The organism is Streptomyces sp. NBC_00057, from assembly GCF_045041165.1.
GTDB lineage: Bacteria > Actinomycetota > Actinomycetes > Streptomycetales > Streptomycetaceae > Streptomyces.
Genome location: NZ_CP108256.1, coordinates 6,776,381 through 6,802,175, shown reverse-complemented (window position 1 = coordinate 6,802,175; position 25,795 = coordinate 6,776,381). Strand labels below are relative to the sequence as shown.

Sequence of the window (25,795 nt, the reverse complement as noted above, 5' to 3'; positions counted from 1 at the left end):
CCCGATCGATCCGGGGTGCGGGCCTCTCTCACGTACGCGCGCCTACTGGTCGCCGTCCTTCGCCGCCCTCTTCTTCTCCTCGGCATCCTCGATCAACGCCTCGGCAAGCTGCTGCATCGACAGCCGACGATCCATCGACGTCTTCTGGATCCAGCGGAACGCGGCAGGCTCCGACAGCCCGTAATCCGTCTGCAGAATGCTCTTCGCCCGATCCACCAGCTTCCGCGTCTCCAACCGCTGCGCGAGATCGGCGACCTCACCTTCCAGCGCCTTCAGCTCCGCGAACCGCGACACCGCCATCTCGATGGCCGGCACCACGTCGCTCTTGCTGAACGGCTTCACGAGATACGCCATCGCCCCGGCGTCCCGCGCCCGCTCGACGAGATCGCGCTGCGAGAACGCGGTGAGCATCAGGACCGGCGCGATGGACTCCTCGGCGATCTTCTCCGCGGCGGAGATCCCGTCGAGAATCGGCATCTTCACATCGAGGATGACCAGGTCCGGCCGGTGCTCCCGGGCGAGCTCGACGGCCTTCTGACCGTCCCCGGCCTCACCGACGACCGCGTAGCCCTCTTCCTCCAGCATCTCTTTGAGGTCGAGACGGATGAGCGCCTCGTCCTCGGCGATGACGACGCGGGTCGTCAGCGGCGGAACGTGCGACTTGTCGTCGTCGGCTGCGGGCTGGGGCGACTCGGGGGCGGTCACGGGGGCTCCTTGATCAAGACAGGGGTACTGCTGCCAAGAGCCTACCTAGTTACGGTATGTTTGAGGCACGAAGGTTCTTCGAGAACCTTCGTTTCGAAGGGGCCCCGGTAGCCCAGCGGTAGAGGCCATGGATTCAAAACCCATCCAGCGTCGGTTCGAATCCGACTCGGGGCACTTCCCCTTCGATTCCAAGGACGAGATGGCTGTTGGCAATCTTCACTCTTGCTGGTGAACGCGCCTTCGAATCTGGCGCACGCCAGCGAAGGTCGCATGAGACTCCACTGCATGGAACAGCACAATCCATCGATACGTGACGAAGCACTCGCACTCTTGCGGAGTGGCTCCACCAATCGAGCGGTTGCAGAACTCCTCAACGTTCCTCGCGGAACAATCGGCTGGTGGCTACACCAGGATCGCAAGCAACGCGGTGTGCAATATGAGCAGCCCACCGACTGCCCCGCGTGTACGGGTCGGGGCATCGATCGCGTTGCGTACGCGTATCTACTGGGGCTCTACCTCGGTGACGGCCACATCATCTCCAAGCCCAAACAGCACCACCTGTCGATCTTCTGCGGCAACACATGGCCCGGCCTGATCGAAGAAGCAGAGTCGGCAATGCGCAGGGTGATGCCCATGCCACGCACCGGACGGCGCAACAGAAACGGCTGCGTCGAGGTCAAGTCCTATACGAAGCACTGGACGTGCGTCTTCCCACAACATGGCCCCGGCAAGAAGCACGAACGCCCCATCATCCTCGAACCTTGGCAACAGGAGATCATCGACGCCCACCCCTGGGACTTCATCCGCGGACTCGTCCACTCCGACGGCTGCCGGAACATGAACTGGACGACCCGGATGGTCGGCGGCGTACGCAAGCGGTACGAGTATCCCCGGTACTGGTTCACCAACGTCTCGGACGACATCCGGCAGCTCTACACCGACACCCTCGACAAGCTGGGCGTCGAGTGGAAGCACTGCACGCGCGCGGGCAATAGATACAACATCTCCGTCGCCCGACGGGCGTCCGTCGCGCTCATGGACGCCCACGTCGGGCCGAAGTACTGACGACCGGCCTACTTGGGGCTGTCGTCCTCGCCGATGTGGTGCACCCGGACCAGGTTCGTCGAACCCGGGACTCCCGGCGGGGAGCCGGCCGTGATGACCACGATGTCGCCCTTCTCGCAGCGGCCGATCTTCAGCAACTCCTCGTCGACCTGGGCCACCATCGCGTCCGTCGAGTCCACATGCGGGCCGAGGAAGGTCTCGACGCCCCAGGTGAGGTTCAGCTGGGAGCGGGTGGCCGGGGCCGGGGTGAAGGCCAGCAGCGGGATGGGTGAGCGGTAGCGGGAGAGGCGCCTGACCGTGTCGCCGCTCTGGGTGAAGGCGACCAGGAACTTGGCGCCCAGGAAGTCGCCCATCTCGGCCGCCGCGCGGGCCACCGCGCCGCCCTGGGTGCGGGGCTTGTTGCGGTCGGTCAGGGGCGGGAGACCCTTGGCGAGGATGTCCTCCTCGGCGGCTTCGACGATGCGGGACATCGTGCGGACCGTCTCGATGGGGTACTTGCCCACGCTGGTCTCGCCGGAGAGCATCACCGCGTCCGTGCCGTCGATGACCGCGTTGGCTACGTCGGAGGCTTCGGCGCGGGTGGGGCGGGAGTTGTCGATCATCGAGTCGAGCATCTGGGTGGCGACGATGACCGGCTTGGCGTTGCGCTTGGCGAGTTTGATCGCGCGCTTCTGGACGATCGGCACCTGCTCCAGGGGCATTTCGACGCCGAGGTCGCCGCGGGCGACCATGATGCCGTCGAAGGCGGCGACGATGCCGTCGATGTTCTCGACGGCCTGGGGCTTCTCCACCTTGGCGATGACGGGGAGGCGGCGGCCCTCCTCGTCCATGATGCGGTGGACGTCCTCGATGTCGCGTCCGCTGCGTACGAAGGAGAGGGCGATGACGTCGGCGCCGGTGCGCAGGGCCCAGCGGAGGTCTTCGATGTCCTTCTCGGAGAGTGCGGGGACGGAGACGGCGACGCCGGGGAGGTTGAGGCCCTTGTGGTCGGAGACCATGCCGCCTTCGATGACGGTGGTGTGGACGCGGGGGCCGTCGACCTCGGTGACTTCGAGGGTGACGCGGCCGTCGTCGACGAGGATGTGTTCGCCGGTGGTGACGTCGGTGGCGAGGCCGTCGTAGGTGGTGCCGCAGGTGTGGCGGTCGCCTTCCATGGGTTCGACGGTGATGGTGAAGCTGTCGCCGCGTTCAAGGAGTACGGGGCCTTCGCGGAAGCGTCCGAGGCGGATCTTCGGGCCTTGAAGGTCGACGAGGATCCCGACGCTGTGTCCGCTCTCGTCGGAGGCCTTGCGTACGTGGTGGTATCGCTCTTCGTGTTCGGCGTAGGTGCCGTGGCTGAGGTTGAGGCGGGCGATGTCCATTCCCGCTTCGACCAGTGCCTTGATCTGGTCGTATGTGTCGGTGGCGGGTCCCAGGGTACAAACGATTTTTGCTCGGCGCATGGTGTGAGCCTAGACCTTACCTACGGGTAGATATTTGGCCCTGTATGACGACCCAACAAGCTTTGGGTGAAGGGTTATTGACAAGTGTTGAATTGTGCGGCGGGGTGCTCGGATGAGCATCCTCTTTATAGTTTTGGCGGTGACATGGTGAAGCGGGCGTTCACCTGGGCGTAGACGGTCTGGCGTTGTGGTTCGAGGTCGAGGGCCGGGGCGGGTTCGACCGCTGCCCCGCCGTATGCCGCGCGTCCTCGGACGCCTCCGGGTGCGACGGGCATGGCTATGGCCGGGGCGGCGTTCTCCGCGCCGAGGTCGGCGAGTTCGACCAGGGCGGTGAGGTGGGCGCCGAGGGCGTCGGCGTATTCGCGGGCGCGTTGGACGGCTTCGCGTACGGCCTGGCGGCGGGCGTTCGCGTGGGCGGGTGAGTCGGGGCGCAGGGCCCACCAGGGGCCGTTGACGCGTGTCATGTCGAGGTCGGCGACGCGGGTGGTGAATTCGCCCAGTGCGGTGAAGTCGTTGAGGACGGCGGTGACGTGGACGCGTCCGTGGTAGGCGCGGATTTTTTCGTCGCGGCCGTTTTGGGTGAGTTCGGGGGTGATGGAGAATGCGCCGGTTTCGAGTTTTTCGACCGCTTGTCCGTAGGACCGTGCGATTTCGAGGACGTGGTTGTTGCGTCGGGTGAGGTCTTCGAGGGCGGCGCGGCGGTCTTTTCCGCGGGCGCTGACGGTGATGCCGATGTGGGCGGTCTCGGGGTCGACTTCGAGGCGGGCTTCGCCTCGGACGGCGACGCGGGGGTGGTCGGGGGTGCCGTAGGGCGGTGGGGTGCCGGTCATGGGTCCACTCTCGCATCCGGGTACGACAGCGGGTGGTCATCAGATCGAAACCCGCTAGGGGTGTTGCCGGGTGTGGCTCCTGGGTCATTATCTACGCGCGTTGTGCACTGCGCGAGCTGAGCTGTACAAGAACTGAGCTGTACGAGAACTGAGATGTGGGAGACGAAATGCCGCTGAACCGTAGGACGTTCCTGGGCACATCGGCGGCCGCCGGTGCCGGTGTGGCGATCGCTGGTGGTTCCGCCGTTCCTGCCGCGGCCCACGGTCATGGCGATGGGCACGGCCACGGGCGTCCGCCGAAGCGGTACTCGTTCACCGTGATGGGCACCACCGATCTGCACGGGAACGTGTTCAACTGGGACTACTTCACGGACAAGGAGTTCGACGACAAGGCCCACAACGATGTCGGTCTGGCGAAGATCTCCACGCTGGTGGACCAGGTGCGCCGGGAGAAGGGCCGTCACAACACCCTGATGATCGATGCGGGTGACACGATCCAGGGCACCCAGTTGTCGTACTACTACGCCAAGGTCGATCCGATCACGGCGAAGCGCGGCCCGGTGCACCCGATGGCGCAGGCGATGAACGCGATCGGCTATGACGCCGCGGCGCTCGGTAATCACGAGTTCAACTACGGCATCCCGGTGTTGCGGAAGTTCGAGGAGCAGTGCGACTTCCCGCTGCTGGGTGCGAACGCGCTGGACGCGAAGACGTTGCGGCCGGCGTTCGCCCCGTACGTCATCAAGAGGATGCGTACTCCGCACGGTCCGGATGTGAAGGTCGCGATCCTGGGTCTGACCAACCCGGGCATCGCCATCTGGGACAAGGCGAATGTCAGCGGGAAGATGGTGTTTCCCGGTCTGGAGGAGCAGGCGGCGAAGTTCGTGCCGCGGCTGCGTTCCATGGGTGCGGATGTCGTGATCGTCTCGGCGCACTCGGGCCACAGTGGTACGTCGTCGTGGGGTGATCAGATCCCGTATGTCGAGAACGCGGCGGGTCTGGTGGCCGAGCAGGTTCCGGGTATCGACGCGATTCTGGTCGGGCATGCGCATCTGGAGATCCCCGAGTACTTCGTGGAGAACAAGCAGACCGGCAAGAAGGTGGTGCTCTCCGAGCCGTTGAAGTGGGGGCAGCGGCTGACGCTGTTCGACTTCGATCTGGTGTGGGAGAAGGGCCGCTGGGTGGTGGAGAGGGCGGGTTCGCAGGTGTTGAACTCCAACACCGTGGAAGAGGACCCGGAGATCACGAAGCTGCTCATGGACGAGCACAGGAAGGTCGTGGCGTACGTCAATCAGGTCATTGGCACGTCCACGGCGGCGATGACGACGGCGGAGGCGGCGTGGAAGGACGAGCCGATCATCGATCTGATCAATGTCGTCCAGGCGGAGACGGTGAAGGCGGCGCTGGCGGGTGGTGAGTACGCGGCGCTTCCCGTTCTTTCGCAGGCGTCCTGTTTCTCGCGTACGGCGCAGATCCCGGCCGGGAATGTGACGATCAAGGACGCGGCGGGTCTGTACCCGTTCGAGAACACTCTTGAGGCGCGGCTGTTGACCGGTGCGCAGATCAAGGATTATCTGGAGTTCTCGGCCCGTTACTACGTGCAGACGGCGGTCGGCGCTCCGGTGGACACGGCGAAGCTGACGAACGCGGACAATACTCCGGACTACAACTATGACTCGGTGTCGGGTCTGACGTATGAGATCGACATTGCGAAGCCGAGTGGTTCGCGGATCGTGAATCTGTCGTTCGAGGGCAAGCCGATCGATCCGGCGGCGCAGTTCGTGCTGGCGGTGAACAACTACCGGGCGAGCGGCGGTGGCAATTTCCCGCATGTGCCGGGTGCCAAGCAGTTGTGGGCGAACTCGGAGGAGATCCGTAACACGATCATCGCCTGGGTGCAGGCGAAGGGTTCGGTGGACGGTGCGCAGTTCGCTTCGGTGGACTGGCGTCTGACGCGGGACGGTACGCCGGTGTTCTAGGTGGTCGCCCCCGGTCGGCGGCCGTCCTCTCCTTCCGGAGGGGGCGGCCGCTTTCTGTCTGTGTGTGGGGGCGGGTGTCAGTTGCCTTGGACGAGGGGGATGCGGTCGGGGTTCTGGGTGGGGATGGTTGGGGTCTGGGGGGTGAGGCCGAAGGTGGTGAAGGCGGTGCGTTCCGGGAGGGGGTAGGCGTTGGTGCCGGTGAGGTTGTTGAGGATGGTGGCGCTGCGCCAGGCGGCGAGTCCGAGGTCGGGGGCGCCGACGCCGTGGGTGTGGCGTTCGGCGTTCTGTACGTAGACGTTGCCGGTGACGGTGGGGTCGAGGACGAGGCGGAACCGGTCGTCGATGCGGGGGCGTGCGGAGGCGTCGCGGCGCATGTAGGGGTCGAGGCCGGTGAGGATGCGGTCGAGGGAGCGTTCGCGGTAGCCGGTGGCGAGGACGACGGCGTCGGTGGTGAGGGTGGATCGGGTGTTCTGCTGGGTGTGTTCGAGGTGGAGTTCGATGCGGGTGTTGGCGATGCGTCCTGCGGTGTGTACGGAGACTCCGGGGGTGAGGGTGGCGTCGGGCCAGCCGCCGTGGAGGGTGCGGCGGTAGAGCTCGTCGTGGATGGCGGCGATGGTGTCGGCGTCGATGCCCTTGTGGAGCTGCCATTGGTGGGGGACGAGCTCGTCGCGTACGGATTCGGGCAGGGCGTGGAAGTAGCGGCTGTAGTCGGGGGTGAAGTGTTCCAGGCCGAGTTTGGAGTACTCCATGGGTGCGAAGGCCTGGGTGCGGGCGAGCCAGTGGAGCTTTTCGCGGCCTGCGGGGCGGGAGCGCAGGAGGTCGAGGAAGATTTCGGCGCCGGACTGTCCGGATCCGATGACGGTGATGTGTTCGGCGGCGAGGAGTGTTTCGCGGTGGTGGAGGTAGTCGGCGGAGTGGATGACGGGGACGGATTCGGCTTCGGTGAGGGGTTTGAGGGGGTCGGGGATGTGGGGCTCGGTGCCGATTCCGAGGGCGATGTGGCGGGTGTGTGCGCGGCCGAGTGCTTCGGCTTCGCCGTCGGTGTCGAGTTGGGTGAAGTCGACTTCGAAGAGGCGCCGTTCGTTGTTCCAGCGGACGGCGTCGACCTGGTGGCTGAAGTGGAGGCCGGGGAGCTGGTCGCTGACCCAGCGGCAGTAGGCGTCGTATTCGGCGCGCTGGATGTGGAAGCGCTCGGCGAAGTAGAAGGGGAAGAGCCGGTCGCGGCTGCGTAGGTAGTTGAGGAAGGTCCAGGGGCTTGCGGGGTCGGCGAGGGTGACGAGGTCGGCGAGGAAGGGGACTTGGAGGCTGGCTCCGTCGATGAGGAGGCCGGGGTGCCAGTGGAAGGCGGGGCGCTGTTCGTAGAAGGCGGCGGTGAGGGGGTGGGGGTTGCCCGGGATGCCGTGGGCGAGTGCGGCGAGGGAGAGGTTGAAGGGGCCGATGCCGATGCCGACGAGGTCGTGTGGCTGGTCGGTCTCGGGGGTGGGCAGGGCGGTCATCGGGGGGTGTTGCCTTCCGCGAGGTCGTTGGCGAGGTGGTTGACGAGGTCGAGGAGTGTGCGGAGGTCGTCGGGAGTGGTGTGGGGGTTGAGGAGGGTGGCTTTGAGCCAGAGGCGGTTGTCTGTGTGGGCGCGGCCGAGTACGGCGTGGCCCCGGGTGAGGAGGGTGCGGCGGATGGTGGCGACGGTGTTGTCGTCGGCGTCGGTGGGGCGGAAGAGGACGGTGCTGATGGTGGGGCGGTCGTAGAGGTCGAGGGTGGGGGTTTTGGCGATGAGGTCGGCGAGGTGGTGGGCGGCGGCGACGGTGTGGTCGATGAGGTCGGCGAGTCCGGTGCGGCCGAGGGCCTTGAGGGTGACGGCGATCTTGAGGGCGTCGGGGCGGCGGGTGGTGCGCAGGGAGCGGCCGAGGAGGTCGGGGAGGCCGGCTTCGGTGTCGTCGTCGGCGTTGAGGTAGGAGGCGCGGTGGTGGAGTACGTCGAGGTGGGTGCGGTCGGGGACGGCGAGGATGCCTGCGGATGCGGGTTGCCAGCCGAGTTTGTGCAGGTCGAGGGTGACGCTGTGGGCGCGGTCGAGGCCGTGGACCTTGCCTCGGTGGGTGGGGCTGAAGAGGAGGGGTCCGCCGTAGGCGGCGTCGATGTGGAGTTCGGCGCCGTGGGTGGTGCAGAGGTCGGCGATGTCGGCGAGGGGGTCGATCTGGCCGGTGTCGGTGGTGCCTGCGGTGGCGGTGACGAGCAGGGGGCGGTGGAGTTCGGTGAGGGCTTCGTCGAGTGCGGCGAGGTCCATGACGCCTGTGGGGGCGGGGATGACGACGGGTGCGGGAAGGCCGAGGAGCCAGGCGGCGCGGGTGATGCTGTGGTGGGCGTTGGCGGCGCAGATGGTCTGTACGGGGCCGTTGCGTTCGCGGGCGAGGAGCAGGGCGAGTTGGTTGGCTTCGGTGCCGCCGGTGGTGACGAGTGCGTCGGGTGAGGGCTGGTGGGGGTAGATCTCGGTGGCGAGTGCGGCGGTGATGTCGGCTTCGAGGGCGGAGGCTGCTGGGGCCTGGTCCCAGGAGTCCATGGAGGGGTTGAGGGCGCTGGCGGCGAGGTCTGCGGCGGTGGCGAGGGCGAGGGGCGGGGTGTGGAGGTGGGCTGCGCAGAGTGGGTCGGCGGGGTCTGCGGCGCCTTCGGCGAGGGCGCTGACGAGGGTGTGCAGTGCGTCGTGGGGGTCGGTGCCGTGGTCGGGGATGACGGGGTGGGTGGCGGTGCGCATGCGGGGGGTGACGGCGTCGGGTCCGCCTGCGGGGAGGGGGCCGTCGCGGCGGTGGGCGCCGTCGTGCAGTGCGGTGAGGACGGTGTCGATGAGGGGGCGCAGGGCGGCGGGGCCGGTGGTCGAGCCGGCGAGGGGCGGGGTGGGCATGGTGGCGGGGCCCTTCGGGTGCGCATGGGTGGACATGCCAGCTTGTCCGGGTTTTCGGGGGCGCCGCCGCGGAGCTCGGTGATCTGAACTCGAAAGGGGGATGCGGGTTGGGTGGAGGGGTGTTGTCGGGGGTTTCGGTGATATGGGTGTGGCGTCGGATATGGGTGTGCCCGGCGCCTCCCTGTGTGGTGGGAGTGGCGCCGGGCACGGGTGGTGCCGACCCTGACGGTCAGTGGGTGTCGCGTACGGCGAGGGCGCGGCGCAGGTCGTCGATCTGGTCGATGAGCTTGCGGCGCAGGGCCGGGATGAGGTCCTTGTCGTTCAGGGCCTGTTCGCCGAGGTGGAGGCTGTCGGCGTCGACGGCGTACGCGGGGAAGGCGCAGCGGCCGGCGGCTTCGGCGATGGCGGGGCCGCGGCGGGCGGCGAGTCGGGTCGCCTCGGGGTAGTAGCGGGGCACGTAGTCCCTTACGAGGTCGGCCTGTTCGGGCTGCCAGAAGCCCTGGGCGGTGGCGGTGAAGAGGTAGTTGGAGAGGCTGTCGTCGTTGAACAGGGCGTGCCAGGCGGCGGCCTTGGCCTCGGGGGTGGGGAGGGCGGCCCGGCAGCGGGCGGCGCCTTCCTGTCCGGTGGCGCTGGGGTCCTGTTCGAGTTCGGCGGCGATGGCGGTTTCGTCGGTGGCGCCGAGGACGGCGAGGCGGGTGAGGATGCGCCAGCGCAGTTCGGGGTCGAGTTCGGGTCCGCCGGGGACGGTGCCGTTGGTGAGCCAGTCCTGGATGGTGTCGGGCTGGGTGGCGGCGTCGATGAGGTGGCGTACGGCGACGAGGCGCAGGCCGGGGTTGTGGCCGTCCTCGGTGCGGCGGATGAGGTCGCGGCACAGAGCGGTGAGGGTGGCGAGGGCGGCGGGGCGGTTCTCGGGGGCGAGGTAGCGGCCGGCGATCTGGGTGTCGGCGAAGGCGAGTACGCCCTGGGCGAGGGCGAGGTCGGTCTCGTGCGGGAGGTGTGCGCGGGCCGCTTCGAGGTAGGTGGTGGGGGCGAGTTCGCCGTCGCGGACCATGTCGCGGGCGGTGTTCCAGACGACGGCGCGGGTCAGCGCGTCGGGGATGCCGGACAGGTCGCGTACGACGGTGTCCCAGGACTTGGCGTCGAGGCGGATTTTGGCGTAGCTGAGGTCGCCGTCGTTGAGGACGACGAGGGCGGGGCGTCGGCCGGAGAGCGCCTTGACCGTGTCGTTCCGGGGGACGTCGATCTCGAACCGGTCGCGCAGGACGAGGCGGTCGGGGCCGAGGTGGGCGTCCGGGGCGTGGTCGTATGCGCCGACGGCGATGCGGTGGGGGCGGCTGCCGTCGTGGTCGACGGTGAGGGACCACATGCCGCCGGACTCCTCGACCCGGGGGCTGAGGGTGTCGACTCCGGTGGTGCGCAGCCAGGCGTCGGCCCAGGCGTGGACGTCGCGGTCGGTGGCCGATGCGAGGTTGTCGATGAAGTCGGCGAGGGTGGCGTTGGCGAACTTGTGGCGGGCGAAGTGGGTGTTGATGCCGGCCAGGAAGTCCTTCTCGCCGAGCCAGGCGACGAGTTGACGCAGGGCGGATGCGCCCTTGGCGTAGGAGATGCCGTCGAAGTTGAGCATGGCGGACGCGGTGTCGGGGACGGCTGCCGGGTCGGGGGCGACGGGGTGGGTGGAGGGGCGCTGGTCGGCGTCGTATCCCCAGCCCTTGCGGGCGACGCCGAAGTCGACCCAGGTGTCCGTGAAGCGGGTGGCCTCGGCGAGGGTCTGGTAGCCCATGTACTCGGCGAAGGACTCGTTGAGCCAGATGTCGTCCCACCAGGCGAGGGTGACGAGGTCGCCGAACCACATGTGGGCCATCTCGTGGGCGATGACCATGCCGCGGGTCTGGCGTTCGGTGTCGGTGACGGCGGAGCGGTAGATGAACTCGTCGCGGAAGGTGACGAGTCCGGGGTTCTCCATGGCGCCCGCGTTGAACTCGGGGACGAATGCCTGGTCGTAGGAGTCGAAGGGGTAGGGCTCGTCGAACTTCTCGTGGAAGCGGTCGAAGCAGGCGCGGGTGATGTCGAGGATCTCGTCGGCGTCCGCGTCGAGGTACGGGGCCAGTGAGCGGCGGCAGTGGATGCCGAAGGGCAGTCCGGCGTGTTCGGTGGTCACGGAGTGCCAGGGGCCTGCGGCGACGGCGACGAGGTAGGTGGAGATCAGCGGGGTGGCCGCCAGGGTCCACCGGCCGTCGCCGCGGTGCTCGGCGATGCCGTTGCCGAGGACGGTCCAGCCTTCGGGGGCGGTGACGGTGAGCTCGAAGACGGATTTGAGGTCGGGCTGGTCGAACGCGGCGAAGACGCGCTGGACGTCCTCCATGAACAGCTGGGTGTAGACGTACGTTTCGCCGTCGGTCGGGTCGGTGAAGCGGTGCATGCCTTCGCCGGTGCGGGAGTAGCGCATGGCGGCGTCGATGCGGAGTTCGTGTGCGCCGGCGGTGAGTGCGGTGAGCGGGAAGCGGTTCTCGGTGAGGTCGGCGGGGTCGAGGGGCTGTCCGTCGAGGCTGATCGAGCGCAGGGTGGCCGGCTTGAGCTCGACGAAGGTGTCTCCGGCCGCGGCTGCGGTGAACTGGATGACGGTGCGGGAGTCGAAGGTCTCCTCCCCTCCGGTCAGATCGAGGTCGATCGTGTACCGGTGTACGTCGAGGAACTGGGCTCGGGTCTGCGCTTCGTCGCGCGTCAGTACGGACATGCACCCATGCTGCCGTACGGCTCGGGCGGGGCGCAGGCGGGTTCTCCCAGGGCTGATCGAAGGCTCGGTGGGAAGGCTGGGCGGGAAGGATCGGTGGGCCTTTCAGGGCTGAGATTCTTACCCATTGTTTTCCTTTACGGAGGAGTGCCCGGAATGGCGAAGAACGCGGCTTCCGCTTCCGCGACGCGGCAGGACGCGGTGGCGTCGATCGTCGAGGACTGGCGGCGGGAGCGGCCGGATCTGGATACGGCTTCGTTGGAGGTGTTCGGCCGGCTGCACCGGGCTTTCCTGCGGTACAGCGTGGCGATCTCCCGGCCGGTGGAGCGCAAGGGCCTGTCGATGGCCGGGTTCGATGTGCTGACGGCGCTGCGCAGGGCGGGGGCGCCGTTCCGTCGTACGGCGGGTGAGAGCTGGCCGATTCCGGTTTGATCAGTTCGGCGGGGGTCACGCTGCGGATCGACCGTCTGGAGAAGGACGGGCTGATCCTGCGGGAGCGTGATCCTCAGGACCGTCGGGTGGTGCACTCGCGGCTCACGGACGAGGGTCTGTCGACGATCGACGAGTTGTTCGCGGAGCACTTGGACAACGAGCGGCGGATGCTGGCGGGGCTGACTCCCGCGGAGTGCCGGCAGCTGGCCCGGCTGCTGGAGAAGCTGGAGCGGTCGGTGCTGGCGGTGGAGGAGGACGCGTAGTCGTCCCTGGTCGCCGGACGGGCGGGATATCGAGCCTGTCCGGCGATGGAGGACGTCTGTTCTGCCCGTCCGGCGGTCGAGGTGTCCCGGGTTCAGCCCGTCGCGTCGGCCTGCGCTTCCGCCTCCGTGCGGTACATGCGGCGTTCGCGGACCACACCCAGGTCGTGCTGATACAGATTCTCCGCCTGGTCGGCATCGGTACGGAGCTCCTCCAGCATGACGCGGTCCTGTTCGAGAACCTCCCAGTGCCGGTTCTCCAGCACGGTCTTGTACAGGAACCGCCAGGTGTCGCGCTGCCAGTCGGTCACCCGTCGGTAGCGCCAGAAGAAGACGGCGCAGCGCTCCTCGTCGATGGGGATGGCCATGCCCACGATGCCGAACGGGCCTCCTGGGCCCGCGGTGGGCGGGTACGGGATGGTGAGGTCGACCCAGTCGACGCCGGTGCGGCAGAGCTCGACCCAGTCGAAGTTGACGCCGCTCTGGTCGGTCTTCTCGAAGAAGAAGCCGCGTTCGGTCTCCCGGATGCGGAAGCGGGCGGTGGTCTGCCCCTCGGACATGCTGTGCGAGTCGCGGTGCCGTCTGGCCGACCGGTTCGGCCGGGTCAGGGTGATCGCGTACTGCGTGGCTGCCTCGGGCGCGGTCAGCCTGGCCCTCACCGCGTGCACCTCACCGACCCCATTCCTGGCACTGCGCTTCGTGCAGGGTCTGGCGATCGGCGGCGAGGTGCCGGTGGCGGCGGCATTCATCAGCGAGATCACCCGGAGCTTCAAGCGTGGCCGCTTCGTCCTGCTGTACGAACTGGTCTTCCCGGCCGGCCTGACGATCGGCGCCCTGGCCGCGGCCTGGGTGGTTCCGGCGGCCGGCTGGCGCGTGATGTTCGCGATCGCCGCCGTGCCCGGGCTGCTCGCCTTCCTCGTCCAGCGCAAGGTCCCCGAGTCACCGCGCTGGCTGGCGGACCGGGGCCGGCCGGCGGAAGCAGAGACGGTGATGGCCGGGATCGAGGCGAAGGTATCGGCGGCGACGGGCGAACCGTTGCCGCCCCTTGGCGCCCCTGCGACTGTTCCGGCCCCCTCGATGTCGACGAATCCCGCCCCTTCAGGGCTGCGCGGCCTGTTCACCGGCCGCTACCGCCGCCGCACGGTCGTCGTCGGCGCGATCTGGTTCACCGGTTACTTCGTGAATTACGGCATCACGTCGTGGCTGCCCAGCATCTACAAGGACGAGTACGGCCTCACCCTCTCCGACGCCCTGCTGTACTCCACCGTCACCTCGGTCGCGGGCCTGCTCGGCTGCCTCGTGGTTGCCCTCACCGTGGACGTCCTGGGACGCCGCAAGATCATCGCGATCTTCCTGGGCGGCGCGGCGGCACTCCTGCTCACCCTCGCCGCGCTGGGAGCCCACACGCCCACCCAGGTCCTGATCTGGACCTCCCTGTCGGCGGTCGGCTTCTTCGGCGCCAACATCTGCCTCTACCTGTACACACCGGAGCTGTACCCGATACACACCGGAGCTGTACCCGACGAGGATGCGCGCCCTCGGCTGCAGCGTGGGCGGCGCGGTCAACCGCCTTGCACCGAGACAGCCACAAGGCCGCCCCGTCCCGGCCACCCATTGACCCCCGGCCCATCCGCCGGCCTCGCGGCGTCGTCGGCTCTGTTGTCAGTGGCCTGCGGCATGATGCGGGGCATGTGACGGCGTGCCCGACAGGGGCTCCCGAGGCCGTCCTCGACAAGGGGGTTGCTGTGCGCAGGCCGGTCACAGGCGAGGTGCACGTTCACTACGGTCAGATCTACGTCGAGAGCGATCCGGACAGCGCGAACCCGGACCTCTCCGAGGCGTTCGCAGGCCAGAGCGGGGGGTTGTGCGGAGCCGCGGTCCCGGGTGTGCTCTGGCTGGTCACCGGACTGCACACGGGCAGCGTCGGCTTCATCGTGGAAGTCCACGACGAGGCCCCTCCGCTGGACCCGGTTTGGGAGGACGTGGTGGAGGTGTCCTTCCGACCGATGTCGGAACGCACCAGTTTGGTGCAGTGGGCGGGCGAGGCCGCGTGGGACCTGGATCTCACCCGGACCGACTACCGGGTACGGTACTGCGCCCGGGGGATGGACGAGGGACAGGAACTCGACACCAGAGTGACCGGGGAGCCACAGGCAGACAGTTACCTCCTCCAGTTCTGGCCCGCGTCGCCCCGCCCGGACCGTGTGATCCGCCAGACCTCGCAGAACGCCGCGTACTGGCACCGCTACGCGCGCGAACTTCCGCCCGCACCTACGCCCGAGCAGCGCGCCGAGGCTGAACGCCTGGCTCGCCAGGCGGAGGAACAGGCCGCTGAGGAGCGGCGACTGCACTACGAGGGGTGGGAGTGGGGCGGACGGCTGCCGAGCGAGGGGCTGCGCGGTGCCCGCGAGAGCAACGTCCTCGGTCTGCTCCGCTTCGACAGTGACCTGGTGCACGCCCTCGATGCCGCGGGCCCCGAGGTCCAGCGTGCAGTGGCATTGCTGGCCGCGCGGCGGGCCTGCGAGGCGGCGGGCCTGACCGATGTGTTGTGGGTCGCCCAGGCGCTCACCGAGTTGGCGGAGAGACGTCCGCTGCCGCCGCCGTTCGACGACGCGGCCCGGATGTGGGAGACCCTGCGCTCTGATCCCCGCGTACCGGGGAGGTCGGTACTTGAGGCGATACCTCCCGAGCGACCGCCATACCGCCCACCGATGCCTCCGGCGGCGGCCGGGTGGACGTGGGTCCCGGCCGCGGAGTCGGGAGACGACGGGCCGAGGCGGCCGGGCCTCGGCCGGGCACTGGGCGCGCTCGTACCGGCGGTGTCCGGCGACGGGAGGCCAACACCGCCCGCAAACATGGGGCACGACGTCGCCGTGGTGGTGCACGCCACCGGCACGCCGCGCGCCCCCGAACAGATCTCACAGCCGCACTTCGCACTCCCCGCCGTGCTCGCTGCCGCCGAGCCCGCCCCGCTCAGGGCGGCACTGGATGCGGTGTGGCATGCGCTGAACACGTACGGCGAGCACTACCCAGAGCTGCTGGACGAGATCCGGTCGGCGTGCGCCGAGCGGGTGGGGAAGTAGGCAGACCTCCGTTCCGTCGACGGTGCCTCCCGGTAATGGGCTTTTAAGCGCCGATGGCGACACGAGCTCACCGGACACGGCCTCTGCGGACACAAACGAGGAAGGCTGGGTGCGCGCGGAATCCGGAAGGGTTGACACAGCTCGGCTAATTACATTGAGCCCGCTGCCTGCGCGCGGCCGTCCACGGCTTCGCAGTTCCGGAGGCCGAGGGCACGTTCGGGCTCCCGGAGAAGCTGGACGAGAGCTACGACCTGCTGATCCACATGATGATCACAGGCCTGCACGCACCTCGCTGATCAGGCCATGATGAGAGACCTCTGACCAAACGCATGACAGAGCCGCATCATCAACGACAGCCGAGCTCGGCGGGAGTATCGGGGCATATGGACCGTATGGGGCAGGCAGTGTCCGAAGCGGTGCGTGGGGCTACGGGGGCGGGCGCGGACGTCGCACGGCGGCGGGCCGTGGGGGTCGTGCCATGGGGAGTGGCGGCGGGTGCGGCTGCCTGGTGTCTCGCGGGGAGCTGGCGCGCCGCACACATGGAGAACTATCCCTGGAACGTCTGGACTCCGATCGGTTACGGCGCGGTCAAGGGCGTGTTCCTGGGGCTGCTGGCCGGCTGGTGTGCCGTGCTGAGCCTCCGGGTCGGCCGGGCGGCCTGCCGGAGGGAGGACGGCGGGGCAGCGCGTTTCGCGGGGCTGGTCTTCGGCGGCGGGCTGCTGGGCGGGGTGGTGCCCGGGTCGGTCCGGGACTTCATGGGTGCGCCGCAGCCGCGGACCCTGTACTACTTCGACGGGCCGAGGCCCGAATCGGAGTGGTACTGGCGGCCGCTGCTGTCCGAATGGCTGACCTACACGGTGCTGCCGGCGCTGGGCTGCGCGGTGCTTCTGACAGTGGGTGCTCTGGTGTCCGCCCGGTCCTCGCGCCGCGCAAGCGTCGGCTGGGCGGTGCCCGCCCTGGTGGCAGCGGGACTACTGGTCCTCCCGCACTACGCTGCCGCCGGCCTGCCCACACCGGAGGGCAACGGCGACCATGTCAACGAGTCGGCCTCGGCCGGGCTCGTCGTTCTGGCCACGGGACTCGGTCTGCTGGTGAGTGCCTGGGTGGCGTGGTCGAGGCGCAGACGCTCAATCGGACGGTCCGGCCCGTATCCGTCGCACCGGGCGGGCGAACCGCCCTCAGCTCATTGAGAAAACAAGAAGTGGAGAGCGATTACCGCCAGTCCCCCCACTCCCGAGGCCGCCAAGCCGATCCCGATCAGTCTCTGGTGGGCGAAGGAACGGAAGAACCGCCGCTCCGCGCTGCCGCCCATCCACTCGCGCCACCGCCGCTGAATGCCCCGGAAGTCCGCCGCGACGAACACGCCGACGCCGATCAGGAGGAGGCAGAGGGGGCCCTCACCCAGGCGGGCGGCAGTTCCCGTCCGGTCGCGGCGGCGACACCCTGCGAAAGCAGACTCATGCGCGCCGTCCCCCCGACCACCGGGAGCGCCCCCGGTGGTCACAGCCTCGACTGTCGGCCCGCAGGGATCAACCCCCGGCCCCGTTCACGACCCGGCGCCGGTTTCCCCGTTCGCCGCCGACTCCTCCGCGATCCGTTCATGGTGGCGGATGACCTCCGCCACGATGAAGTTCAGCAGCTTCTCCGCGAAGGCCGGATCCAGATGCGCACTCTCCGCCAGCTGCCTCAGCCGGGCGATCTGCCGGCTCTCGCGGGCCGGGTCGGCCGGAGAGAGCTGGTGGGCGGCCTTGAGGTGGCCGACCTGCTGGGTGCACTTGAAGCGCTCGGCGAGCATATGGACAACAGCGGCGTCAATGTTGTCGATGCTCTCGCGCAGCCGGTTCAGTTCCGTGCTCACGGACTCGTCAATGTCCCTCGAGGTCATGGTCAGCGAGCTTAGACGGCCGGGCCCAGGGGGTTGCGAGCTGCTGCCGGTTTGCTGCGTTGAAGTGAGTTGTGGTGAGCGGGAGTAGGTCCTGCCGGTGGGCGTGCGGGGGTGGGAACGGGGGTTCTGGGGCCGAATGAGTGACCTTGACGGCTGCTGCTCGTTGGGCTGGGTGGCAGGTGCTTGGCCTGGTGGGAGGGGGTGATGTTGTGGGTGGTTTGCGGGAGTTAGCCGGGTCCATCGTGGTGCCGGGGCCTTGCGGGGTGGCGGTCCGGGACCGTCTGAAGCACCTCACGCCCCAGGACGAGAACGTGCTCCGCCTGGTCGGTGGGCATCAGGGTCGTCTGGCTTCGCGTGATCTCAGGGCTCGCTGTGCGGATGGTCTGGAGCACGGCGCGGACATCTGGGCATCGCGAAAGCGGGACCTGACGCCGCTGTCGTCGTCGCGGATCGCGGGGCGATCACCAAGGCCACCCATGATCAGTGGGCGCTGGCGCGCCGTTGTCAGGCGGCGCACATCCGGAATCTGGAGGCCGGGATCGGGACGCTGCGGCACCGCCTGTCCCTCCCCATCGACGCGAGGGGAACGAAGCGGGCGGCCGGTGGCTACCGCTCCAAGGGTGAGTGGTTCCACAAGTCCCGCCGCCTCGCGGCACTGGAAGCCCGGCACGATGCCGCGGTCCGTGACCGGCAGGCCGGACGTGTCCGGGTCGTGCGGGGCGGCAGACGCCTCCTCAACACCCGCCACCACCTCGCCCAGGCCCGGCTCACCGAGGAGCAGTGGCGGGAGCGGTGGGAGGCGAGCACTGGTTCATCCCGCCGACGGCGAGTCGGGGAAGCGGTTCGGGAACGAAACGATCCGCGTCACCCCGGACGGCGAGGTGAGCATCAAACTGCCTGCCCCGCTCGCGCACCTGGCCAACGCCAAGCACGGCCGGTACACCCTCACCTCGACCGTGGCGTTTGCGCACACCAACGCCGACCACTTCGCCGCCTACCACCTCGACCCACACGGTAACCCCATCGGCAACCCGCGCCGCTTCGGCTACGACCTCTCAGGCACCACCGCTCACCGCGACGCACAGATCCGCCACGCCCTGACCCGCCTGATCAACTGGGCCAAGCACGTCGGGGTCGCCGCGATCGGCATCGAAGACCTCGACTTCACCGCGGAGAAGACCCGCAAGAAACATGGCCGCAAAAAGCGGTTCCGGCAGCTGATCTCCGGCATCCCGACCGGCAAACTCAAGGCCCGGCTGGTCTCCATGGCCGCCGAACAGGGCCTGAGCATTGTCGCGGTCGACCCCGCCTACACCTCGATGTGGGGTGCCCAGCACTGGCAGAAACCACTGGCCACCCCCAAGCGAAAGATGTCCCGTCACGACGCCGCCGGCATCGCGATCGGACGACGCGCCCTCGGACACCCGATCCGGGATGGGGTAACCCCTGCTCGAACGGAGTTGAGAGCTTGGGGAAGGACGGCACCGCCCCCACACGACCGGAGTGATCGTGCGGGGCATCGGACCGCCCAGGCCCCACCAGGCCCCCGAGGGCGTGAGGGAACCCGCCCACCCGCAACGGACCGGCCCCCTGGAGGGCCAGCGCCGAGTGGGAAGCGAAAGCGGGGAACCAGCGCATCCAACACCGTTCGGGATGCGCCCAGAACGCAGCAGTGGGTCCAGGACTCACTCACGTGCACTGGTTAGGAACGGTGATCGTCGGTGGGTGTTCCGGGTCCGGGACCTGGTCGCTCCAGCCGCCCGGGACGCTGCGGCCCTGCTGATCGCGGAACCGGACCGGGGCGGTGCCGACCCGGCGGGCGAAGAGGCGGGAGAAGTAAGCCGGGTCGTCGTAGCCGACGCGTCGGGCAACCGCGGCGACCGGCAGGTCGGTGGCGGCGAGGAGCTCCTTGGCGCGGCCGAGCCGGATGCCGAGGAGGTAGTCCTTCGGGCTGCAGCCCGCGCCCCGCCGTACCGCCGTGCGCAGTTCGGCGGGTGTCATTCCGTGCCGGGCCGCGTGCTCGGCGACGGAGAGCGGCTGGAAGGCATCGCGGGCGAGGGCCTGCAGGACCGGGTCGCCGTCGGGGCCGACATCGGCGCGGGCCCGGCGCAGGGCGACGAGGAGTTCGTGCACGGCGGCGCCGGTCTCGACCTCCAGCAACGGGTTGCCGCGCCGTGCCGCGCGCACCATCCGCCCCACCGCGGCGCGGGGGCCCGCCGTGTCGGCGAGCGGGACGAGCGGGCGGTCCGGCTCGATGTAGCCGAGCTCGGTGTACGTGGCGGTGGCGGGGCCGGTGAAGTCGACGAAGCTCTCGTCCCAGCCGGTGCCGGGATCGGCGCCGTAGTGGTGCGGGGTGCCGGGGGTCAGCCAGATCAGGCTGGGTGCGATGACGGGCACCCGGCGGCCGTCGGCTCCGATGAACCAGCCGCTGCCGGAGTTGATGACGACGGCCACATGGTGGTCCAGGGTGCGCGGGCCGACCGTCGGCAGGGCGCCGTGCTGCAGCCCCACGCCCAGGCAGACGAGGCCCAGCCGGTGGTGGAGCGGGCTGGGAGTGAAGAAGCGCATCCAGGTGTGGTACATCGGCCTTCCTTCCTCCCCCCTCTTCTTTGGCGTGGGTCCGACAGTTTCTTTGGCGTTGGCCCGAACAGTTCGCGTCCGAACAATTGTGTCCAAACAGCAGTGATCTTTGTCCATGGACCGGCCGCACGCCAGGGGGCGAAGGTTGGTTGCAACATTCCTCCCGGGTTCGCCCGCTCGTGCGACCCCTGGGCGGCGCGGCCCCGGGGGACCGCACGCACAGGAGAGTACGAGCACGATGGCTGACTTCACCGTGGGGGACGACCACTTCCGGCTCGACGGGAAGCCCGTACGGCTGCTGTCGGGGGCCCTGCACTATTTCCGGGTCCACGAGGCGCAGTGGGACCACCGGCTGTCGATGCTGCGCGCCATGGGTCTCAACTGTGTCGAGACATATGTGCCGTGGAATCTCCATGAGCCGGAGCCCGGCCGCTTCCTGGACGTGGCGGCGCTGGGCCGGTTCCTGGACGCGGCGCAGCGTGCGGGGCTGTGGGCGATCGTCCGCCCGGGACCGTACATCTGCGCCGAGTGGGAGAACGGTGGTCTGCCGGCCTGGGTGACGGGGCGGTTCGGGCGACGGGTGCGGACCCGTGACGAGGAGTATCTGGGTGCCGTGGAGCGGTGGTTCACGGCGCTGCTGCCGCAGGTGGTGCAGCGGCAGATCGGACGCGGCGGCCCGGTGATCATGGTTCAGGCGGAGAACGAGTACGGGAGCTACGGCACCGATCGGGTCTATCTGCAGCGGGTGGCCGGGATGCTGCGGGAGCGCGGGGTGACCGTGCCGCTGTTCACCTCCGACGGGCCGGAGGACCACATGCTCACCGGCGGTTCCGTGCCGGGGCTGCTCGCCACGGTGAACTTCGGGTCGGGTGCGCGGGAGGCGTTCGAGGTGCTGCGCCGCCATCAGCCGAAGGGGCCGCTGATGTGCATGGAGTTCTGGTGCGGGTGGTTCGAGCACTGGGGTGCTGCGCCGGCGGTACGGGATCCGGCGGAGGCCGCGGAGGCCCTGCGGGAGATTCTGGAGTGCGGGGCGTCGGTGAATGTCTACATGGCGCACGGGGGGACGAATTTTGCGGGCTGGGCGGGGTCGAACCGCTCGGGTCCGGTGCAGGACCAGGATCTTCAGCCGACGGTGACGTCGTACGACTACGATGCGCCGATCGACGAGTACGGGCGGCCGACGGAGAAGTTCTGGCTGTTCCGGAAGGTCCTGGCGGAGTTTGCGGACGGTCCGCTTCCGGAGCTGCCGCCGGAGCCGGTCGGGTCCCCGGCGCCGGTGCGGGCAGAGCTGACCGAGTGGGCGCCCCTGTCGGTGGCCCTGGAGGTGCTGGGCGACCCGGAACGGGCGGAGTCCGGCGTTCCGCCGACGTTCGAGGAGCTGGGCGTGGACCGGGGCCTGGTGCGGTACGAGGTCACCGTTCCGGGTTTGCGACGCCCGTACGCGCTGGGTGTGTCCGGGCTCCGGGACCGTGCGGTGGTGTATGTGAACGGCGTCCGGCAAGGTGTGCTGAGCGGCGAGAGCGCCACTCTCGACGAGCCGGTGGCCGGGCCCGCGGAGGTCGAGCTGTGGGTGGAGTCGCTGGGCCGGGTCAATTACGGGCCGCGGCTGGGTGAGCCGAAGGGCATCACGGGCGGCGTCCGGCACGAGCGGCAGTATCTGCACGGGGTGCGGGCGCGGGGGCTGCGGCTGGCCGCTTTCGAGGAGCCGGGTGCGGTGGACGTGGTGCCTTTCGGGGGGGTCGTCGAGAGGGGCCGTGCCGGGCTGTACCGGGGTTCGTTCGAGTCGGCGGAGTCGGGGCTCGCGGGTCTTCCGGATCACGCGGGGCTCGAACTGCCTGGCTGGACGCGCGGGTTCGTGTGGGTGAACGGTTTCTGTCTGGGCCGGTACTGGTCGGCGGGTCCGCAGCGGACGCTGTACGTGCCGGGTCCGGTGCTACGGGAGGGCGTCAACGAGGTGTGGGTTCTGGAGGTGGAGGGCGCCGGCGATCCATGGGTGGAGTTGGGTCCGGGTGTGCCCGTCCGGACGGGCACACCCGGGGGTGCTCAAAGCTGATGCGGTGGGGCCGGCCGAGGCGTCAGAGTGCGGCCGCCGCGGAGGCGATGGTGGCGGCGAACGTCGAGACCTCGCTGTACACACCCGGGTAGCCGGGCTCGGCGCAGCCCTGGCCCCAGCTGACGATGCCCACCTGGATCCAGGCTCCGGCGTTGTCCTTGCGGAACATGGGGCCGCCGGAGTCGCCCTGGCAGGTGTCCACGCCGCCCGTGTCGATCAGGCCGGCACAGATCTCGTCACCGGGGACGAGGTCGCTGCCGTATGCGCCCTGGCAGTCGGCGTCGGAGACGAACGGCACGGTGGCCTTCAGCAGATACCGCTGCTGGCTTCCGCCCTCGGTGGCGGCGCCCCAGCCTGCGATGGTGAAGGTGCCGTTGTTGTACGTGGTGTTGGTGGCGATCTTCAGGGTGGGCAGGTCGATGGGCTTGGCAAGCTTGATCAGCGCCCAGTCCTTGCCCATGCCGTTGTAGCCGGGGGCCTGGAGGACCTTGGTGGACTTGACCTTGATCGCGCTGGACGACTGGAGGTCGACGACGCCCGCGGTGGCGGTGATGGAGGTGTTGTTGCCCGAACCGTCCACACAATGCGCGGCGGTGAGGACGATGTCCTTGGCGTAGAGAGCGCCGCCACAGCCCATCGACAGCCGGACCATGAACGGGAATTCACCCTGGGCGGCGCGGGTTCCGCCGACGACCGGGGTGGGGGCCGCGGACGCGCCGGCGGGCTGGAGGCTGACGGCCGCGAGGACCACGGCGGCTATGACGGAGCATCTCTTCACGGCACGCAGAAGCTGCTTCAACGGACTGCCTTCTTTCATGGGGGGTTCTTGTGGGGGGCTGTACGTGGGGGTACGTGCCCTCGCCCGGGGTCCTGGCCACGGGCAGCAGAGCCCCGTTGGTCATGCCCCCGACAAGGACATGATTCGGATTATCGGAAGTGATCACGGGCCCCACAAGGTTCACTTTTCGGCCAAGATCACTCACGTCGCTGCGGCTACAGTGGAGGCCGGTCGATCGTCGCGGATGGGGGCGGGGACGTGACGGACAGCAGCCGGGACAACAGCCAGGACCACGGCCGGGGCGGCGGAAGTCCGGTCGTCCACGGCTTCCCTCATCTCGACACCGTCCGGTCCGCGATCACGGCGCTGTACCGGAGGTTGTCGTACGACGGTGTCCGCGGCTACGCCACGAGCCTCGCCCCCGCGGACGCCGCCTTCTCCGACCAGGACGATCTGTACCTCGGCGCCCAGCGGGTGGCTCGGGCCATGGTCCAGCATCTGCACCTGCCGGACGCCCGCATGATCGTCGGATTCCGGGCGATGGAACACGCCGCCGGTGTCGAACTCGCCGCGGGGCCCGAGTACTTCATCGAACTCAACGACCGCTTCCGCACCCATCGCAGGGACATCGGCGCCGCGCTCTCGCACGAGGTCATGCATGTGCTGCTGCACCGTCTCGACCTGGAGTTCCCCGGTACGCGCGACAACGAGATCCTCACCGACACCGCGACGACGTATCTGGGCGCGGGCTGGCTGCTGCTGGACGCCTTCCGCGAGGACGCCGTCTCCAGCCAGAAGCTCGGCTATCTCACCCCGGAGGAGTTCGGATACGTCCTCGCCAAGCGGGCGTTCGCCTTCGACGAGGATCCCTCCCCGTGGTTCACGAGTCCGCAGGCGTACACGGCGTACACGAAGGGGCGCGCCCAGGCCCTCCATGACACCCGGCAGCCACCCCTGGTGGCGGCGGGCTGGGCGGGCCGGCACCGCTATGCCAAGGACCGGCGATACGCCCAGGACCATCCGGGTGCGGGGGCGGCCGCGGGCCCCGACGCCCCATACACCTTCGAGAACGGCCCGCAAGGACTCCGGGTCTCCTTCGCCTGCCCCACCTGCCACCAGCGCATCCGCGTTCCGGTACGCGGCCGGGTCCGGGCCCGGTGCGGGTTGTGCCGGACGGTCCTGGACTGCAACACCTGACGCAACCGGGGGCTCCGCTCCCGAACCCCCTCACCTCGAACGCCGGAGAGGATGAATAGTCAGCCTCGCCGGCGGCTGGATTTCGCCCCGTACACCGGCTGCGCCGGCTCCGCCTCCGACAGCAGCTTCCGTGCCGCTTCCCCCGCCTCCGCCGGTGCCCACCGCGCACCCCGGTCCGCGGTGGGACCGGGTCGCCAGCCCTCCATGACCGTGATCCGGCCGGCCTCCGCCTCGAAGACCCGCCCGGTCACCCCGTCGCTCGCGGCCGAGCCGAGCCACACCACCAGCGGGGACACGTTCTCGGGGGCCATCGCGTCGAACTCCCCCTCCCCCGGCGCCGCCATCGTCTCCGCGAACGTCTGCTCGGTCATCCGAGTCCGTGCCGCCGGGGCGATCGCGTTGACCTGGACCCCGTATCGCCCCATCTCCGCGGCCGCGACAAGCGTCAGGCCCACGATGCCCGCCTTCGCGGCGGAGTAATTGCCCTGTCCGACGCTCCCGAGCAGCCCCGCACCGGAGCTTGTGTTGACCACCCGGGCCACCGGCGTGCGGCCCGCCTTCGCCTCGGCCCGCCAGTGCGCGGCGGCATGCTTCAGTGGCAGGAAGTGGCCCTTCAGGTGGACCCGCATCACCGCGTCCCAGTCGTCCTCGTCCAGATTCGCCAGCATCCGGTCGCGCAGGAATCCGGCGTTGTTGACCAGCGTGTCCAGCCGCCCGAAGGTCTCCAGCGCGGCAGTGACCAGCGACGCCGCCCCCTCCGTCGTGGCGATGTCGCCCCCGTGGGCGACCGCTTCGCCGCCCGCCGCCACGATCTCGTCGACTACCTGCCGGGCCGGACCGGCCGAGCCCCCGTCGCCGTTCGGGCCGACACCGAGATCGTTGACCACGACCTTTGCCCCCTCGGCGGCGAAGGCGAGCGCGTGGGCGCGGCCGAGCCCGCGCCCGGCACCCGTCACGATCACGACGCGCCCGTCGCACAGCCCACCGTCGTTTCCCCCGACGTCTCCCCTTTCGCTTCCCCTGTCCCGTCCGTCGCTGCTTGCGGTCATCACACATCTCCTTGTTGGCGATGCGGGGGCAGGCTGCTACCTTCCACACCTAACAAATGTTTGGTGGAAAGGTAGCTGATTCGCCCATGGGTGTCTCCACCGCAAGTCCCGGCAAGGGCATCTGCCTCGTCACGGTCGACCATCCGCCCGTCAACGCGCTCCCCGTACAGGGCTGGTACGACCTCGCCGACGCACTCCGTGCCGCGGGCCGCGATCCCGAGGTCCGCTGTGTCGTGCTGGCCGCCGCCGGGCGTGGATTCAACGCGGGCGTCGACATCAAGGAGATGCAGCGCGACACCGGTCACGCCGCCCTGATCGGCGCCAACCGTGGCTGCTACGAAGCGTTTTCGGCCGTGTACGAGTGCGAGGTCCCGGTCGTCGCCGCGGTGAACGGCTTCTGCCTCGGTGGCGGCGTCGGCCTCGTCGGCAACGCGGACGCGATCGTGGCGAGCGACGATGCGACATTCGGCCTGCCCGAGCTGGACCGGGGCGCGCTCGGCGCCGCAACCCATCTCGCCCGGCTCGTGCCGCAGCACCTGATGCGCGCGTTGTACTACACCTCGCGCACCGCCACCGCCGCGGAACTGCACTCCCACGGCTCGGTCTGGAAGGTTGTACCGCGCGATGAACTCCTTGATGCAGCAATTGAGTTGGCGGGCGAGATCGCCCGTAAGGACGGGTATCTGATCCGGCTGGCCAAGGCCGCGATCAACGGCATCGACCCGGTGGACGTACGCCGCAGCTACCGCTTCGAGCAGGGCTTCACCTTCGAGGCCAATCTCAGTGGTGTCGCCGACCGCGTCCGCGACACCTTCGGCAAGGAGGCATGACCGTGA

The 25,795-nt window shown here is 69.1% G+C and carries 18 protein-coding genes, 1 tRNA gene and 4 pseudogenes; 12 read left to right on the top strand and 11 right to left on the bottom strand.

All coding sequences use genetic code 11. The features are described 5' to 3' along the window. Positions 1-42: 42 nt before the first annotated feature. Positions 43-705 carry an ANTAR domain-containing response regulator gene (locus tag OG953_RS32025; RefSeq protein ID WP_405688715.1) on the bottom strand — a complete coding sequence of 221 codons (663 nt, stop codon included), beginning with the start codon at positions 703-705 and terminating at the stop codon, positions 43-45. A gap of 101 nt (positions 706-806) precedes the next feature. Between OG953_RS32025 and OG953_RS32020 the strand changes: the two genes are divergently transcribed. Together OG953_RS32020 and OG953_RS32015 are read left to right on the top strand one after the other, a co-directional pair. Beyond that, a tRNA-Leu gene (locus OG953_RS32020) sits at positions 807-879 on the top strand. Between the two features lie 111 nt (positions 880-990). Further along, on the top strand, positions 991-1,770 hold the full coding sequence (locus OG953_RS32015; RefSeq protein WP_405688714.1) for a helix-turn-helix domain-containing protein: 780 nt from the start codon (positions 991-993) through the stop codon (positions 1,768-1,770). A gap of 8 nt (positions 1,771-1,778) precedes the next feature. Here the strand turns inward: OG953_RS32015 and pyk are convergent, their stop codons facing one another. Together pyk and OG953_RS32005 are read right to left on the bottom strand one after the other, a co-directional pair. Continuing rightward, positions 1,779-3,212 carry a pyruvate kinase gene (gene pyk, locus OG953_RS32010; protein ID WP_405688712.1) on the bottom strand — a complete coding sequence of 478 codons (1,434 nt, stop codon included), beginning with the start codon at positions 3,210-3,212 and terminating at the stop codon, positions 1,779-1,781. Positions 3,213-3,337: 125 nt separating this feature from the next. After that, entirely contained in the window at positions 3,338-4,042 is a 705-nt protein-coding gene (locus OG953_RS32005; protein WP_405688710.1) for an SIMPL domain-containing protein, read from the bottom strand. A gap of 167 nt (positions 4,043-4,209) precedes the next feature. Between OG953_RS32005 and OG953_RS32000 the strand changes: the two genes are divergently transcribed. Next, entirely contained in the window at positions 4,210-6,021 is a 1,812-nt protein-coding gene (locus OG953_RS32000; protein ID WP_405688708.1) for a bifunctional metallophosphatase/5'-nucleotidase, read from the top strand. Between the two features lie 77 nt (positions 6,022-6,098). Here OG953_RS32000 and OG953_RS31995 read toward each other — a convergent pair whose 3' ends face one another. The 3 genes from OG953_RS31995 to pepN form a co-directional block, all read right to left on the bottom strand. Further along, positions 6,099-7,517, bottom strand: a complete 1,419-nt coding sequence (locus OG953_RS31995) for a lysine N(6)-hydroxylase/L-ornithine N(5)-oxygenase family protein (protein ID WP_405688706.1) — start codon at positions 7,515-7,517, stop codon at positions 6,099-6,101. Beyond that, positions 7,514-8,911, bottom strand: a complete 1,398-nt coding sequence (locus tag OG953_RS31990) for a pyridoxal phosphate-dependent decarboxylase family protein (protein WP_405692177.1) — start codon at positions 8,909-8,911, stop codon at positions 7,514-7,516. The genes OG953_RS31995 and OG953_RS31990 overlap by 4 nt, the downstream gene beginning before the upstream one ends. A 229-nt stretch (positions 8,912-9,140) precedes the next feature. Further along, on the bottom strand, positions 9,141-11,645 hold the full coding sequence (gene pepN / locus OG953_RS31985) for an aminopeptidase N (protein ID WP_405688704.1): 2,505 nt from the start codon (positions 11,643-11,645) through the stop codon (positions 9,141-9,143). 153 nt (positions 11,646-11,798) lie between these two features. Here pepN and OG953_RS31980 point away from each other — a divergent pair. Next, positions 11,799-12,337 (top strand): annotated as a pseudogene (locus OG953_RS31980) (MarR family winged helix-turn-helix transcriptional regulator). A gap of 92 nt (positions 12,338-12,429) precedes the next feature. Here the strand turns inward: OG953_RS31980 and OG953_RS31975 are convergent. After that, positions 12,430-12,912, bottom strand: a pseudogene (locus OG953_RS31975) (3-phenylpropionate dioxygenase); the annotation flags it as partial. A 1-nt stretch (position 12,913) separates the two neighbouring features. Here OG953_RS31975 and OG953_RS31970 point away from each other — a divergent pair. The 4 genes and pseudogenes from OG953_RS31970 to OG953_RS31955 form a co-directional block, all read left to right on the top strand. Continuing rightward, a pseudogene (locus OG953_RS31970) lies at positions 12,914-13,907 on the top strand (MFS transporter); the annotation flags it as partial. A gap of 172 nt (positions 13,908-14,079) precedes the next feature. Then, on the top strand, positions 14,080-15,417 hold the full coding sequence (locus tag OG953_RS31965) for a hypothetical protein (protein ID WP_405688702.1): 1,338 nt from the start codon (positions 14,080-14,082) through the stop codon (positions 15,415-15,417). 167 nt (positions 15,418-15,584) lie between these two features. Then, a complete protein-coding gene (locus OG953_RS31960; RefSeq protein ID WP_405692175.1) occupies positions 15,585-15,713 on the top strand; it encodes a TetR-like C-terminal domain-containing protein in 129 nt (42 codons plus the stop codon). 243 nt (positions 15,714-15,956) lie between these two features. After that, positions 15,957-16,607, top strand: coding sequence for a hypothetical protein (locus OG953_RS31955; RefSeq protein ID WP_405688700.1), 651 nt, complete (start codon positions 15,957-15,959; stop codon positions 16,605-16,607). Between the two features lie 356 nt (positions 16,608-16,963). Here OG953_RS31955 and OG953_RS31950 read toward each other — a convergent pair whose 3' ends face one another. After that, positions 16,964-17,302, bottom strand: coding sequence for a chorismate mutase (locus OG953_RS31950; protein ID WP_405688698.1), 339 nt, complete (start codon positions 17,300-17,302; stop codon positions 16,964-16,966). A gap of 209 nt (positions 17,303-17,511) precedes the next feature. Here OG953_RS31950 and OG953_RS31945 point away from each other — a divergent pair. Next, positions 17,512-19,008: pseudogene (locus OG953_RS31945) on the top strand (IS200/IS605 family accessory protein TnpB-related protein). Here the strand turns inward: OG953_RS31945 and OG953_RS31940 are convergent. Further along, a complete protein-coding gene (locus OG953_RS31940; protein WP_405688697.1) occupies positions 18,992-19,885 on the bottom strand; it encodes a helix-turn-helix domain-containing protein in 894 nt (297 codons plus the stop codon). The pseudogene OG953_RS31945 and the gene OG953_RS31940 overlap by 17 nt on opposite strands. A 235-nt stretch (positions 19,886-20,120) precedes the next feature. Between OG953_RS31940 and OG953_RS31935 the strand changes: the two genes are divergently transcribed. Then, on the top strand, positions 20,121-21,935 hold the full coding sequence (locus OG953_RS31935) for a glycoside hydrolase family 35 protein (RefSeq protein ID WP_405688695.1): 1,815 nt from the start codon (positions 20,121-20,123) through the stop codon (positions 21,933-21,935). 22 nt (positions 21,936-21,957) lie between these two features. Here OG953_RS31935 and OG953_RS31930 read toward each other — a convergent pair whose 3' ends face one another. Further along, positions 21,958-22,734: a S1 family peptidase gene (locus OG953_RS31930; RefSeq protein ID WP_405688693.1), complete on the bottom strand. Its 777-nt coding sequence runs from the start codon at positions 22,732-22,734 to the stop codon at positions 21,958-21,960. A gap of 237 nt (positions 22,735-22,971) precedes the next feature. Here OG953_RS31930 and OG953_RS31925 point away from each other — a divergent pair, with 237 nt between their 5' ends. Continuing rightward, entirely contained in the window at positions 22,972-23,910 is a 939-nt protein-coding gene (locus OG953_RS31925) for a hypothetical protein (protein ID WP_405688691.1), read from the top strand. A 59-nt stretch (positions 23,911-23,969) separates the two neighbouring features. On the opposite strand, the gene OG953_RS31920 is transcribed toward OG953_RS31925, so the two are convergent. Further along, positions 23,970-24,959: an SDR family oxidoreductase gene (locus tag OG953_RS31920; RefSeq protein WP_405688690.1), complete on the bottom strand. Its 990-nt coding sequence runs from the start codon at positions 24,957-24,959 to the stop codon at positions 23,970-23,972. Between the two features lie 86 nt (positions 24,960-25,045). Between OG953_RS31920 and OG953_RS31915 the strand changes: the two genes are divergently transcribed. Continuing rightward, the gene (locus tag OG953_RS31915) at positions 25,046-25,789 is read left to right on the top strand and encodes an enoyl-CoA hydratase family protein (RefSeq protein ID WP_405688688.1); all 744 of its coding nucleotides are present in this window, start codon (positions 25,046-25,048) and stop codon (positions 25,787-25,789) included. Positions 25,790-25,795 lie beyond the last annotated feature (6 nt).